This window comes from Streptosporangium sp. NPDC002524 (assembly GCF_040295985.1).
In the GTDB taxonomy this organism is placed as follows: Bacteria; Actinomycetota; Actinomycetes; order Streptosporangiales; family Streptosporangiaceae; genus Streptosporangium.
Window position 1 is genome coordinate 1 of the sequence record NZ_JBEOWK010000042.1, and the last position, 13195, is coordinate 13195.

Here is a 13195-nt window from a genome sequence, read left to right on the forward strand (position 1 = left end):
AGTTCACACGGCCGCCCTCCACCTCGCCGCCCGGCCCGTCCTCCCGGCGGGGCCCCTCCGCGCCGTCGGCGCCGATCGGCCCGGCGGGTCCCTGGGGGCCTTCCGGTCCGGTGGGGCCGGGCGCGCCGTCGAGACCGGCCGGTCCCGTGGCTCCCTGGGGTCCCTCGGGGCCTTCCGGTCCGACGGAGCCGGGCACGCCGTCGGGTCCCGCCGGGCCCGAGGGGCCCGCCGGGCCCTGGGGGCCCTCGGCTCCCGCGGGCCCCGAAGGTCCGGGCAGCCCGTCCAGCCCGTCGAGACCGGCGGGTCCCTCCGGGCCCTGCGCGCCGTCCGCTCCGGCCGGGCCGGTCTGTCCGGGAGCACCGGGCGCGCCGTCCGCTCCCGCGGGTCCCGCGGGTCCCTGGGGTCCCTGGGGGCCTTCGGGCCCGGTGGGGCCGGGCGCGCCGTCGAGACCGGCCGGTCCCGAGGGGCCCGCCGGACCCCGGGGGCCCTCCGGTCCGGTGGGGCCGGGCGCGCCGTCGACGCCGTCCTCGCAGGCGGGACCGCGCGGCCCCTGCGGGCCCGCCGGACCGGCCAGGCCCTGCGCGCCGTCGGCGCCCGTCTCGCCCGCGGGGCCGGCCGGGCCCTGGGCGCCCTGGGGGCCCGCCGGACCCGACAGGCCGGGCACGCCGTTGACGCCCGCGGGTCCCGCCGCGCCCGCTATGCCCTGGGCGCCCGCCGGGCCTGTGGGACCCGGTGCGCCTCCCACGCCCGCGGGTCCCGACGGGCCGGGCAGGCCCTGGGGTCCCGCCGGGCCGGGCAGACCGGCGGGGCCGGGTGCGCCGTTGGCGCCCGCCGGGCCCGTCCGGCCAATCGGGCCCTGGACACCGGCCGGTCCCGCGGGTCCGGTGGGACCCGGAGCCCCCGCGGGACCCGCGGGTCCCTGAGGTCCGGCAGGACCGGGCGGGCCCGGGTCGGCCACGGTGCGCGGACCGTCGGGCGCGGACGTTCCCCGGCCTCCGGGCGGGGGCGCGGGATCCTGCCCGGCCGCCGGATCGGGAGGATCGGTAACCCTCGTCGCGATCCGCCGGCTCACCGTCCCTCTCGACTCCGCGGAGCCCTTCGGCCACGCCGTGCCCTTCGCGTAGGCCTGGCCGCGGCCCTCCTGCCGGTCGCGCGAGCATCCCGGGTTGCCGAGCCGGCACGCGCACCGCGCGCCCCGCGGGCCGGAACAGTTCGCTCCCGTCCGAAGACGCGACTTTCCGAAGGCGCCGGAGAGATGGCGGCCCACGAGGGCGGTGACGAAATCTGACGGCGGATTGAATTGGACGGTATTCGTCTTCAGGGCCGAGGCCTCGGCGGGCGTTTGGCACGCCACCGCCAGAAAGGCCCCGGCGATCGTCGCCATCGCCGCCCACGCCTGGGCGCGTCCGCCGGGCTTCGAGGAAGAAATCATTTTATTGCCGCTGTGAGTCATCTTTATCCGTTTTACTCGCTGTTCTGAGGAGTTGGGATATCAGCACCGAAACGGTGACCAGCGGTAATTACCCATTGGAATAAACGATGACTCGGCGACTCTTCCAGTAAACCTTAAACTGACATAAAGGCGACTCCAAATATGCGGTCGGCTCTTTTGGGTCGTCCCGGGACGCCCGGCGCACAGCACGCGCGTACGCCGGAATCGGCACCGCGCGGAACGTCAGCCGGGTGTCAGTGGACCGCCAGCCGGTTCGCCTCGTCCTTGGAGACGGTGGACGAGATCCCGCAGAAGGTGCACTGCATGTCGTATCTCGTCCGTACCGGGAAGAGCGGGATGAAGAACAGGCTGAACTTGGTGACCCGCCGTGACAGCACCTGCGCCGCCGTGTTGCCGCAGTTGCGGCAGAGCAGGGTGAGCACCCCGAGCCGGTGGGCCACCGTACGCAAACCGAAGATGAGCATCATCCAGACATACCCGGTACGGGCCCGCTATGCCCCGCGCCGCATCATCCCTGTCATTCCCGCCATCCCGCCCTCCCCGTCATCCCTTGTCCGCCCCCTCGTTGGCGCCCCGGATGAAGTAGCGCTGGAAGATCACGAAGATGATCGCGACCGGGATGGTCGCGAGCACCGCCGCGCCGAGCTTGAGCGGGTACTGGCTGCCGAGCCCGAGGGAGCCGCTCACCAGGTCGGCCAGGCCGCGCGGCAGGGTGAAGAGGCTGGGGTTCTGGACGGCGACCAGGGTGTGCGGGAACTCGTTCCAGCTGCTCTGGAAGGAGATGATCGTCAGGGTGATGACGGCGGGGCGTCCCATCGGCAGCACCACCGACCAGAAGATCCGGAACCGGCCCGCCCCGTCGATCCGCGCCGCCTCCTCCACGCTCACCGGGATCGACTCGAAGAACTGCTTCATGATGAACACCCCGGCCGCGTCCGCGACGATCGGCAGGATCAGCGCGGTGTAGCTGTCGTAGATGCCGAGCTGGTTCAGCACCAGGAACTTCGGGATGAACAGCACCACCCCCGGGACCGCCATGATCGCGACGATCGAGGTGAAGAGCGCCTTGCGCCCCCGGAAGCGCAGCCGGGCGAGCGCGTACCCGGCCAGGGAGTCGAGGAACACCCGGCCGACGGTGATGACGATGGTGACCAGCACCGAGTTGGCCAGCCACAGCGGCATGCCGGTGTCGACGAACACGCGCTCGAAACCGGCCAGCGTCACCGGGTCGGGGATGGGCGAGAGCGGGTTGGCCGCGGCGTCGGGCTCGGTCTTGAACGAGTTGGCGACCTGGATGACGAACGGGTAGAGGAAGACCAGCGAGAAGAAGACGAGGACGGCGTACCCGCCGAAGCTGGAGACCAGCGAGCGGACGCCCCCGCCCGCCCCCTCCGGACGGGCGGGGGCGGAACGGGTCTTGACCGCGGACATCATGCCCTCCTCTGGCCTGACGCGGGACGTGAAGCGGGACGTGACGCAGGACCTGGCGTAGGACCTGGCGCGCGGCGTCTCGCGGGCCCGCCGTCCCCGGCGTCCCTGTCGCGCATGACCCACCGCTGGAACGCCGCCAGCACCACGATGAGCACGAACAGGACGAACGAGATAGCGGCGCCGGAGCCGTAGTCCAGCTCCTTGAAGGCCGTCTGGTACGACAGGAAGGCCGGGGTCAGGGTGGTCTTCGCGGGTTTGCCCTGGCTCATCACGTACACCTGGTCGAAGACCTGCCAGGTGGCGATCAGGCCGAGGGTGAGGACGAGGAACAGGGTCGGCTTGAGCAACGGCAGCGTCACGTAGCGCAGGCGCTGGCGGGAGTTCGCGCCGTCGAGCATGCTCGCCTCCTCCAGGGTCACCGGGATGTCCTGGAGCGCGGCGAGGAACATCAGCATGAACGTGCCCGAGGTGGTCCACACGACCAGGATGATGATCGTGCACATCGCCACGCTGGGACCGGACAGCCAGTCCCACCACGACAGCCCGAACGGGCCGCCGGCGGTCAGCGCCGCGGGGGGCGCCTCGGGATCGACCAGGCCGACCGAGCCCAGCAGCACGTGCAGCACGCCCCGCGCGTCGGAGAACCACGGGGGCCCGTCGACGCCGACGAACGAGAGCAGCTGGTTGACCGCGCCGGAATTGCTGAAGATGAACAGGAACAGGACGCTGATCGCCACCGAGCTGGTCACCGAGGGGAAGAAGAACGCGGTGCGGAAGAAGGTCTTGCCCTTCAGCAGCCGGCGGTTGACGACCAGCGCCAGGCCGAGCGCCAGGATCGTCTGGGCGGGCACCACGACCAGCACGTAGTAGAAGTTGTTGCGCAGGCTCGTCATGAAGTTCAGGCGGGCCAGGTTGTCCTGGGTGAACAGCTCGGTGTAGTTGTCCACGCCGACGAACGGCACCTGTGCCCGGAACGGGCTGCCCTGCCCGTTCCAGTCGGTGAGGCTCACCCACAGCGCCATCACGATCGGCAGCAGCATGAACAGGGTGAGGATCACCACCACGGGCGCCACGAAGAGCCAGCCCGCGATGTTCTCCCTGGCCCTGTCGCCAAGGCGGCGCGCGGGACGCCGCGGTGCGGTCGTTGTCTCGGCCACGTCAGTCTCCCTCACGTCCGGTGCGCGGCCTCCGGAACGTTCCGGAGGCCGCGCACCGGGCTGACTCAGTTGCCGAGCGCGGCCTGGGTGTTCTTCTGCAGGTTCGCCAGGATCTTCTTGGGGTCACCGGCGGGCAGCTGCTGGATCGCGGTGTCGAAGTCGGCGAGCACGCTGTCCATCTTGGCGGCGTTGACCGGCCCCTGGGCGTACTCGGCGCTGTCGACGAACGGCGCGTCCTCGGGGAAGGCCTGGACGAAGGCGTCCTTGGCCGACTGGCGCGAGGGCATCACGCCGAACGCCTTGGCGAAGGCCATCTGCTGGTCGGCCTTGGTCATCGCCTCGACGAAGGCGATCGCCTGCTCCTTGTACTTGCTCTTGGCGGCGATGCCCCAGCAGGTGGTGAAGGACAGGGTGCCCTTGCCCTTGGGCCCGGCCGGCAGCTCGTGGGCGCTGTACTTGACGTCCGGGTAGTCGGCCTTCATCGCGCCCTTGATCCAGTTGCCCTCGATCGTCATCGCGGCCTTGGCCTTGCCGAACGCCTCGCCGCCCCAGCCCGCGTCCACCTGCTTGGGGAACTGGGCGAGCTTCTCCTTCAGCAGGCCCTGCACGTAGCTCAGGCCCGCGACGTTCTCCGGGCTGTCGGCGGTCGCCTTCTTGCCGTCGGGGCTCACGATCCAGCCGCCGGCCTCCACCATGAACGCGCCGACCCGGTCGCGGGTGTCGCCGATGACCAGCGGGGTGACGTCCGGCACCTTCTCCTTGAGCTTCTTCGAGACCGAGGTGAGCTGCTCCCAGGTGGTCGGCACGTCGGCGTCGGTGAGCCCGGCCTTCTTCCACAGGTCGTCGTTGACGATCAGCGCGAGGGTGGAGAAGTCCTTGGGCACGCAGTAGAAGGTGCCGTCGTGGGTGAACGTCTCACGCAGGCCGGGGTAGAAGTCGGCGGAGTCGGAGATCTTGTCCGCGTACGGCTCCAGCGCCCCGACGCTCGCGTAGTCGGCGAAGCGCGCGGCGTCGACGTAGAACACGTCCGGCGGGTTGCTCCCGGCGAAGGCCTGGCCGAGCTGCTGGGTCAGGTCCTGGGCGGGAGTGATCGTCGCGGTGCTGCCCGAGGACGCCGACCACGTCTGGGCGGCCTCGCGCAGCGCGTTCGTCTCCGCGTCGCCCGAGGAGCCGATGAGCACCTGCAGGCTGGCGGGCCCGCTGCTCTGCGGGGCGGCGCTCTGGCCGCTGGAGTCGTCGAAACCGCTGCCGCAGGCGGCCGTGGTCGCCAAGGTGCCCGCGGCGAGCGCGGCGAGCGCGGCGGTACGGAGGCTGTGCTGCCTGGTCGGCTGCTTGGTCGGCTGTTTCATCGTGGTTTTCCAATCTTCGCGGGGGGTGATCCGAAGGAGAGTCAGGTGGTCGTACGGTCAGGCGGTCATGACGACTGCCGGAGGATCAGGGACGGCTGGAGCAGTACGTGCGTGCGGGGCCCCCCGGCCCCGGGGTCGGAGGAGGCGCCGGATTCACCGGATCCGCTGGATCCACCGTGATCACCGGGGCCACCGTGGTCGCCGGGGGAGGGCGGGTCGAACAGCCGGGTGAGCAGGCCGACGCAGCCGGCCGCGGCCTCGGCGAGCGGCTGGCTGACGCTGCTGAGCCCCACCGCCTTCGCCACCGGCGTGTCGTCGAAGCCGATCACGCGGACCGGCAGGCCCTCCTCGCCCCCGGCCTGCCCCCCGACCGTGAGAAGTCCCTCGGCCGTGAGGCGGCCCGAGGCGGTCAGCTGCCCCGAGGCCGTGAGGGAGCGGACGGCGTGCAGCGCGCCGAGGGCGAGCGAGTCGCTGGCGCAGACCAGCGCGGTGATCGGCCGCTCGGCGCGCAGCAGGTCGCGGGCCGCCTTCTCGCCGTCGGCCACCCCGTCGTCGGTGGCCTGGTCCAGGCCCGCCGGGTCGACCCCGGCCTCGGCGAGGGTCCTGGCCCAGCCGGACCTGCGGTCGTCGCCCACGCCGGAGCCCGGCGGCCAGCCGAGGAACCCGATCCGCCGGTGACCCACGTCGAGCAGGTGGCGGGTGGCCGCCGCGGTGCCCGCCGCGCCGTCCACGTCGACCCAGGGGTGCCCCGGGTCATCCGGGTCGTCCGGGTTCTCGGCGCTTCCCGCGTTCCCCCAGGGGCGTCCGAAGGTGACGAACGGCAGCCGCCGCTCGCGCAGCCACGCGGGGCGGCCGTCGCCGTGGTAGGTGCTGGTGAGCACGAAGGCGTCGGGCTCGTGGCTCCCGACCAGGTCGTCGAAGGTGTCGATCTCCGAACGCTCGTCGCCCGCCGCGTACAGCAGGATCCGGTACCCGGCGCGGGCCGCCGAGGCGGTGAGCCCGTGCAGGAACCGGTCGAGCACCGAGCCGTTGATCCCGTCCTGGTCCGGCTCGATGCGTGTGGCGATCAGTCGCGAGCGGCCGGTGCGCATCTGCCGCGCGGCCTGGCTGACCCGGTAGCCGAGCGTCTCGATGGCCTCCCGCACCCGGTCGCGAGTCTCCTCGCGGACCAGCTCGGGGCTGTTGAGCACGTTCGACACCGTCTGACGTGACACCCCGGCACGGCGTGCGACGTCAGTGATCGTCACCTTTGTGGCCATTTGCACCTTTCTGAGGGTTTGAACGTTCAAAGGGGCATGGTGCATGATTGGATCGTTCAAGTAAACGGAGCGTAATGGTTGGATCGTTCAAGTAAAGAGAGTGTTTCGCAATGTGCACCCCCCGGCCGTCGTCTGTCAAGGCGTCACCGGCTCGACACGATCTGAGGGAGTAAGTCGTGCTCGACGACGCCTCGTCCCCCACTACCCCGGCGGTCACGGTGGCCGGTTCCACCGAGGCCTACCGCCTCCAGCCCCTGCTGCACGACCTGGTCAGCACCGTGCTGGCGCCGACCGTCGCGCTGAGCGGCGGCGACGGGCAGATCCGCCCGGCCGGTGTGCAGGGCGTGTTTCACGCCGACTCCCGCGCCCTGTCGCAGGCCACCCTGACGATCGACGGCCGCGAGCCCGAGGCCGTCGGCCACGCGCCGCAGGGGCCGGGCGCCACCAGGTTCGTCACGCTGGCCCGATGGCTGGGTGATCCCGTCCCCGATCCCACTGTACGGATCGAGCGGTTCCGGCAGGTCGTACCGGGTGGCATGGAAGAACGTGTCGAGATCGTCTCCAGCGCGACCGTCCCCGTCACCGCCGTCGTGAGCCTGGAACTGGGCTGCGACTTCGCCCCCATCGAGGTGGTCAAGTCCGGCGGCGACACCGCCGAGGCCGCGCCGGAGCACACCGCGCCCGGCGAGATCTCCTGGCACTCCGGCGGCGTCCGGGTCGCGGTGACCGGTACGGGCGCGCGGGCCGAGTCCGCCGAGTCCACCGGGTACGCGCGCACCGGTTTCCTGCGCTGGCCGGTCGAGCTGGCGCCCCGCGGCCGGGTCACCCTGTCCTGGCGGGTCGAGGTGCACGACCCCCAGGCCGTGGTGACCGCGCCCGGCCGCCCCGCCGAGTGGGCCGTGGGGGAGGGGGAGCCCCGGGTCGTCGCCGCCGACCACCGGCTGAGCAGGCTCTTCGAGCAGTCCATGGACGACCTGCGCTCGCTGCGGCTGGCCGAGACCGCCACCCCCGGCGACACCTTCCTCGGCGCGGGAGTGCCCTGGTTCCTCACCCTCTTCGGCCGCGACAGCATCTGGGCCGCCCGCATGCTGCTGCCGCTCGGCACGGAGCTGGCCATGGGCACCCTGCGGGTGCTGGCCCGCAGGCAGGGCACCAGGATCGACCCCGCCTCCGGCGAGGCCCCCGGGAAGATCCTGCACGAGCTGCGCCGGCACGACTTCACGGTCGAGGGCAACGACCTGCACCTGCCCGCCGCCTACTACGGCACGATCGACGCCACCCCGCTGTGGATCGGCCTGCTGCACGACGCCTGGCGCTGGGGCGCCCCCGCCGGGGAGATCGCCGCGCTGCTGCCCCACCTGGAGGCCGCCCTCGGCTGGCTCGGCGGCCCCGCCGACCCCGACGGGGACGGGTTCGTCGAGTACGTCGACACCAGCGGCCGGGGCCTGGCCAACCAGGGCTGGAAGGACTCCGGCGACGCGCTGCGCTTCCACGACGGCCGCCAGGCCCAGCCGCCGATCGCCCTGGTCGAGGTGCAGGGCTACGCCCACCAGGCGGCCCGGCAGGGCGCCGACCTGCTGGAGGCGTTCGGCCGCCCCGGCGCGGCCCGCTGGCGCGAGCACGCCGCGGCGCTGGCCGAGCGCTTCAGGGCCCGGTTCTGGGTGGACGGGCCGAAGGGGCGCTTCCCCGCCCTCGCCCTGGACCGGGACAAGCGCCCGGTCGACGCGCTGACCAGCAACATCGGGCACCTGCTCGGCACCGGCCTGCTCAACGCCGAGGAGGAGGCCGGGATCGCCGACCTCCTCGTCTCCCCGGAGATGGCCGGTGGCTTCGGCCTGCGGACGATGTCGGCGGACGCGGGCGGCTTCAGCCCGCTGTCCTACCACTGCGGGTCGATCTGGGCGCACGACACGGCGATCGTCGTCGCCGGGCTGGCCCGCGCCGGGTTCGCGACGCACGCGGCGACCCTGGCCGAGGGGCTGCTCGCGGCCGGGGAGACGTTCGGCTACCGGCTGCCGGAGCTGTTCGGCGGCGACGACCGCTCGGCGCTCGGCCGGCCGGTGCCCTACCCCGCCGCCTGCCGCCCGCAGGCGTGGTCCGCCGCCGCCGCGGTGACCGTCGTGCACGCGGCCCTCGGCCTCTACCCCGACGTGCCCGGGGGCCGGATGCTGCTGCGCCCGCTCACCGGCGCCCCCCTGGGCGCGGTCTCCGTACGCGGCCTGCGGGTCGCCGGGGCGGAGGTGAGCGCGGCCGTCGACCGGGAGGGCGAGGTCGCCGTGACCGGCCTGCCCGGGGGGATCTCCATCGATCGGGCCTCGGTGTGAGCTGGGGCGGGATCTCCGTCGGGCGTGCCTCAGTGTGAGCTGAGGCGGGATCCACCGAGAGGTTCCCGGTGTGAGCCGAGGTGGGATCTCCGCCGGGCGGGACTCGGCGTGAGCTGAGCCGGTGGTCCCCACCGGGCGGGTCGGGGCGGCGGAGGCGTGGGCGCTCGGGTACGGGGCCTCGGGTACGGGGCGCTCAGGCCAGGTGGCGGCCGAACCAGTCCAGGAGGCGCCGGTACGCCCCGGTGGCGGCACCGGCGTCGTACCGAGGGCCGGTGTCGTTGAAGAAGGCGTGGTCGACGCCGGGAAACGTCACGATCTCGTGTTCCAGGCCCGCTCTCTCCAGGGCGGTCCTGGCCTCGTCGCGGGTGGCGTTGACCCGGCCGTCCCGCTCGGCGTAGATCGCGAGGACGGCGGCCCTCGACCCGGAGAGGTCCGCGTCGTCGGGAAGCGGGCCGTAGAACGGGACGGCCGCCGACAGGCGCGGCTCGTCCGAGGCCAGCAGCAGCCAGGTCATCGCGCCGCCGAAGCAGAAACCGGTGACGCCGAGCCTCTTGCCGGGGGCACCCCGTTCCAGCTCGCCCAGGGCGGCCTTCATGTCCGAGGCGAGACGCTCGGGGGAGATGGCGCCCAGTGCCGCGGTGGCCTGCGCCGGCTCCTCGAAGGAGGCGGTCCCGCCCTCGCGGGAGAGCAGGTCGACGGCGAGCGCGCAGTAGCCGTCGGCCGCCAGCCGCCCGGCGATCGACCGGATGTGATCGGTGAGCCCGCGGTTCTCGTGGATGACGAGCACCGCGCCCCTCGGCTGCGCGGGCGCCGCCCAGGCGCCCCTGAGGGTGACGCCGCTCTCGGTGCCGGAAAAGATGATCTCCTCGGTCGGCAGGGGCGAGGGTCCCGCGGGCGAGACACCACCCGATGGCGCGGCGGACGCCATCGCCGCACCGGGTCCCGTACCGGCATCGGGTCCCGTGGCGATGCCGGTACCGGTACCGGTACCCGCGCCGGGTCCGGTGGTGGCCGATGTGGTCGCGTTCTCGCCGCCGGTGTTCCAGGCCGCGAGCAGCGCGCCCGCGGCGGGCGCCGCCAGCCCGAGAAGGGTGAGGCGGTGCAGCGCCTCGCGCCGGGGGATGAGCCCTTCCGCGTGGTCGACCGCGACCTCCTCCGCGAGGTACCGGTGAAAAGACGTCACCAGCACACGGTAGGACCGGCGGATGAAAGCCATGGCAAAGCCGGGCCACGCGCCTCCCGAAAGCCGCGCCACGCGCCTGCCGAAAGCCGGGCCACGCGACGCCACCTGACAGCGGACCTCCCCGCGGTGACTTACGAGGACTCCGCGCGCAGGCGGGCACGCGGGAGGGGGACAGCGAGGGCCCGCCGCCGAGAGTGCGGGGCTCCGCGCCCGCGAGCACGGCCACAGGCCGTCGGCACTCCCGCCCCGGGCACGCGGGCGTACCTCGTCCATGAGGTCCATGAGGTCCATGAGGCCTGTCCGCTATCGGACACGGTCTCCGGTGTCTTTGCGTATTTCTCCATAGTCGGCCGGGTCCGGCAGTTAGATCATGTGGGGATCGGCCGTGCGCGATCTCGCGTCGCCGTACGCACGCGACGGCACGTGCGGGGACGTACGGGCAGAGGGCTGGAGTGTCGATGGGCGAGATGCGAGGACCGGTCCCGCTCGGCAACAGGCCGGTCTTCGACACCGCGGACCTCGACGAGGCCCGCGAGCTGGTGGCCCGGGTGTTCTGCCCCCACCGGCTGGAGCTCGCCGGTGACGTCTCCCGGCTCGCCGCGCGGCTCAACTCGGTCCAGCTGGGCACCGTGCGGGTGAACTACCTGGACTACGGGGCGGACGTCCGCATCGAGCCCGGGGAGCTCGAATCCTTCTTCCTGGTGCAGATCCCGCTGGCCGGGCGCAGCCTGATCCGGTGCGGCGGCCAGGAGATCGTGTCGACGCCGGAGCTGGCGTCCCTGCCGTCGCCGTCGGAACACCTCGACATGCGCTGGGCGGCCGGCTGCCCCCAGCTGATCGTCAAGTTCGACCGGCCGGTCGTCGAGGACGCCCTGGAGCGGATGCTCGGGGAGCGGCTCGGCCGCCCGCTCGTCTTCGACCTGGGCGTGGACATGACCGCGGGCTGGGCGCGGGCCTGGAGGGCGATGGCCGACCTGATCGTCAGGGAGGCCGAGCACGGTGACGGGCTCGCCGCGCAGCCGCTGGCGATCGCCCATCTGGAGAACGCGATGCTCTCCTCCCTGCTCACCGGGCAGCCGTCCAACTATCTGGAGCGGCTGACCGCCCCCCGGCCGCCCGCGCTGCCCAAGGTGGTGCGCCGGGCGATGCGGTACATCGACGACCACGCCCACCTGCCGCTCACGACCGACGACGTCGCGCGCGCCGTCGCGGTCAGCGGGCGCTCGCTCCAGGAGGGCTTCCGCCGCCATCTCGGGCTGACCCCGATGACCTATCTCAGGGATGTGCGCCTGGGGAGGGTACACGACGAGCTGGCGGCCGGTGATCCGGCCAGGTGCACGGTGACGAACGTGGCGGCCCACTGGGGCTTCCCGCACCAGGGGCGCTTCGCCGCCCTCTACCGCGCGCGGTACGGCCAGGCGCCGTCACAGACACTGCGCGGCGGCTGACGACCCTCCGGCGGGCTGGGCGCGGGCCCTCTTCCGCCGCGACGGGATCGCTCGGGCCGGGACTTTAAATGGACTAATCAGTATTTATTGCCAGAATACTATCGGCCTGCTTCTTCTGCGGAGCGGCGTCGTTTTGAGAATGTCTTCATCGGGCATCCTTGATGTCGTATGCCTGTTTCAAGAAGGCATACAGTAAAAATCATATCTATATGATGCGTTTCACGGCGCGTCCGTCCGGCTTTCCCTGAGCTGATGCTCATGTGCGTCGCGATTGTCCTCGCCGTGGCGGCCACGGGGGAGAGGGAATCAATCCACTCCTTTCTCCTCGTGCCGCCGAAACCTTTCTTGTGCCGCCGAAGCGGTGATCGCAATATGACTCGAGAGGACGATCTCATATGACCGAATCCACGCAGTCGAGGATTCCGCAGCCGCAACGCGACGGCAAGGGCGGCACCGACACCGGCCCGCGGAACATCGACCTCGACCTGCAGAACCCCGACATGCTCACTCCACCGGAAACCGACCACGGCACCATCCCGAACATGAAGTTCTCCTTCGCCATGGCCCACACCCGGATCGAGGAGGGCGGCTGGACCCGTGAGATCACCCAGCGCGAGCTGCCGATCGCCACCACGCTCGCCGGTGTCGACATGAAACTCAACCCCGGCGCCTATCGCGAGCTGCACTGGCACAAGGAGGCCGAATGGGGCTACGTGCTGGAGGGAAACTGCCGGATCGGTGCCGTCGACCAGGAGGGCCGCAACTTCCTCGAAGACGTGGAGAAGGGCGATCTGTGGTTCTTCCCCAAAGGCGTGCCGCACTACATCCAGGCACTGGAGGAGGGGGTGGAGTTCCTGCTCGTCTTCGACGACGGCGGGTTCTCGGAGAACTCCACCTTCATGGTCAGCGACTTCTTCGCGCACACCCCCAAAAGCGTGCTGGCGAAGAACTTCGGCTGGACGCCGGAGCAGATGGCGCACATGCCGGAGAAGGAGAAATACATCTTCCAGGGACAGGTTCCCCCTCCCCTGGAGTCCGACCGGGTCGTCAGCCCCACGGGCGACGTGCCCCGTACGTTCAAGCACAGGATGCTCGCGCAGCGGCCGGAGCGTTTCCGGGGCGGGTCCGTCCGGGTCGCCGACTCCACGAACTTCACGGCGGCCACCTCGATCGCCGCCGCGCTGGTGGAGGTCGAGCCGGGCGGCCTGCGCGAGTTGCACTGGCACCCCACCGATGACGAGTGGCAGTACTACATCTCCGGTTTCGGCCGGATGGGGGTGTTCGCAGGTTCGGGCCTGGCCCGTACGTTCGACTTCCGGGCGGGTGACGTCGGCTACGTCCCCTTCGCCTACGGGCACTACGTCGAAAACCTCGGCAGCGAGCCGCTGGTCTTCCTGGAGATGTTCCGCAACCCCCGGTTCGAGGACATCTCCGCCACCCAGTGGATGGCCAACCTCCCGCCCCAGGTCAGCGCCGACACCCTGAACATGCCCCGGTCGATGATCGAGGCGCTGCCGAAGGACAAGCGTCCCGTCGTCGCCTGACGGCCCCCGCCCGGGGCGCATGACGGCGGCCCCGCCGCCGAGCCCGG

At 71.8% G+C, this 13195-nt stretch carries 11 protein-coding genes; 4 read left to right on the forward strand and 7 right to left on the reverse strand.

Going from position 1 to position 13195, the window contains the following annotated elements:
• Positions 1-745 (reverse strand): collagen-like domain-containing protein (locus tag ABT053_RS40660; protein WP_502991969.1); only part of this gene is annotated, 745 nt, incomplete at its 3' end.
• A 529-nt stretch (positions 746-1274) separates the two neighbouring features.
• Here ABT053_RS40660 and ABT053_RS40665 point away from each other — a divergent pair.
• Positions 1275-1448: a hypothetical protein gene (locus tag ABT053_RS40665; RefSeq protein ID WP_350976939.1), complete on the forward strand. Its 174-nt coding sequence runs from the start codon at positions 1275-1277 to the stop codon at positions 1446-1448.
• Between the two features lie 238 nt (positions 1449-1686).
• Here ABT053_RS40665 and ABT053_RS40670 read toward each other — a convergent pair whose 3' ends face one another.
• The 5 genes from ABT053_RS40670 to ABT053_RS40690 form a co-directional block, all read right to left on the reverse strand.
• Positions 1687-1917, reverse strand: a complete 231-nt coding sequence (locus ABT053_RS40670; RefSeq protein ID WP_350976940.1) for a zinc-ribbon domain-containing protein — start codon at positions 1915-1917, stop codon at positions 1687-1689.
• Between the two features lie 79 nt (positions 1918-1996).
• Positions 1997-2884 (reverse strand): carbohydrate ABC transporter permease, encoded by an 888-nt coding sequence (locus ABT053_RS40675; RefSeq protein WP_350976941.1) that lies wholly within the window; start codon positions 2882-2884, stop codon positions 1997-1999.
• Positions 2884-4041 (reverse strand): carbohydrate ABC transporter permease, encoded by a 1158-nt coding sequence (locus ABT053_RS40680; protein ID WP_350976944.1) that lies wholly within the window; start codon positions 4039-4041, stop codon positions 2884-2886. Before ABT053_RS40680 ends, ABT053_RS40675 begins: the two co-directional genes overlap by 1 nt.
• 65 nt (positions 4042-4106) lie before the next feature.
• Positions 4107-5390 carry a sugar ABC transporter substrate-binding protein gene (locus ABT053_RS40685; RefSeq protein WP_350976946.1) on the reverse strand — a complete coding sequence of 428 codons (1284 nt, stop codon included), beginning with the start codon at positions 5388-5390 and terminating at the stop codon, positions 4107-4109.
• Positions 5391-5455: 65 nt separating this feature from the next.
• On the reverse strand, positions 5456-6649 hold the full coding sequence (locus ABT053_RS40690; RefSeq protein WP_350976949.1) for a LacI family DNA-binding transcriptional regulator: 1194 nt from the start codon (positions 6647-6649) through the stop codon (positions 5456-5458).
• Positions 6650-6825: 176 nt separating this feature from the next.
• On the opposite strand from ABT053_RS40690, the gene ABT053_RS40695 reads away from it, so the two are divergent.
• Positions 6826-8973, forward strand: a complete 2148-nt coding sequence (locus ABT053_RS40695; protein ID WP_350976952.1) for an amylo-alpha-1,6-glucosidase — start codon at positions 6826-6828, stop codon at positions 8971-8973.
• Positions 8974-9166: 193 nt separating this feature from the next.
• Here ABT053_RS40695 and ABT053_RS40700 read toward each other — a convergent pair whose 3' ends face one another.
• On the reverse strand, positions 9167-10156 hold the full coding sequence (locus ABT053_RS40700; RefSeq protein WP_350976954.1) for a dienelactone hydrolase family protein: 990 nt from the start codon (positions 10154-10156) through the stop codon (positions 9167-9169).
• Between the two features lie 458 nt (positions 10157-10614).
• Between ABT053_RS40700 and ABT053_RS40705 the strand changes: the two genes are divergently transcribed.
• Positions 10615-11604 carry an AraC family transcriptional regulator gene (locus ABT053_RS40705; protein WP_350976957.1) on the forward strand — a complete coding sequence of 330 codons (990 nt, stop codon included), beginning with the start codon at positions 10615-10617 and terminating at the stop codon, positions 11602-11604.
• 395 nt (positions 11605-11999) lie between these two features.
• Positions 12000-13148 (forward strand): oxalate decarboxylase family bicupin, encoded by a 1149-nt coding sequence (locus ABT053_RS40710; RefSeq protein WP_350976958.1) that lies wholly within the window; start codon positions 12000-12002, stop codon positions 13146-13148.
• Positions 13149-13195: the final 47 nt, after the last annotated feature.

Excerpts from the sequence above, each read along its gene's own strand:
- ABT053_RS40670 (WP_350976940.1), bottom strand. The coding sequence starts at position 1,917 with ATGCTCATCTTCGGTTTGCGTACGGTGGCCCACCGGCTCGGGGTGCTC.
- ABT053_RS40675 (WP_350976941.1), bottom strand. The coding sequence starts at position 2,884 with ATGTCCGCGGTCAAGACCCGTTCCGCCCCCGCCCGTCCGGAGGGGGCG.
- ABT053_RS40685 (WP_350976946.1), bottom strand. The coding sequence starts at position 5,390 with ATGAAACAGCCGACCAAGCAGCCGACCAGGCAGCACAGCCTCCGTACC.
- ABT053_RS40690 (WP_350976949.1), bottom strand. The coding sequence starts at position 6,649 with ATGGCCACAAAGGTGACGATCACTGACGTCGCACGCCGTGCCGGGGTG.
- ABT053_RS40705 (WP_350976957.1), top strand. The coding sequence starts at position 10,615 with ATGGGCGAGATGCGAGGACCGGTCCCGCTCGGCAACAGGCCGGTCTTC.
- ABT053_RS40710 (WP_350976958.1), top strand. The coding sequence starts at position 12,000 with ATGACCGAATCCACGCAGTCGAGGATTCCGCAGCCGCAACGCGACGGC.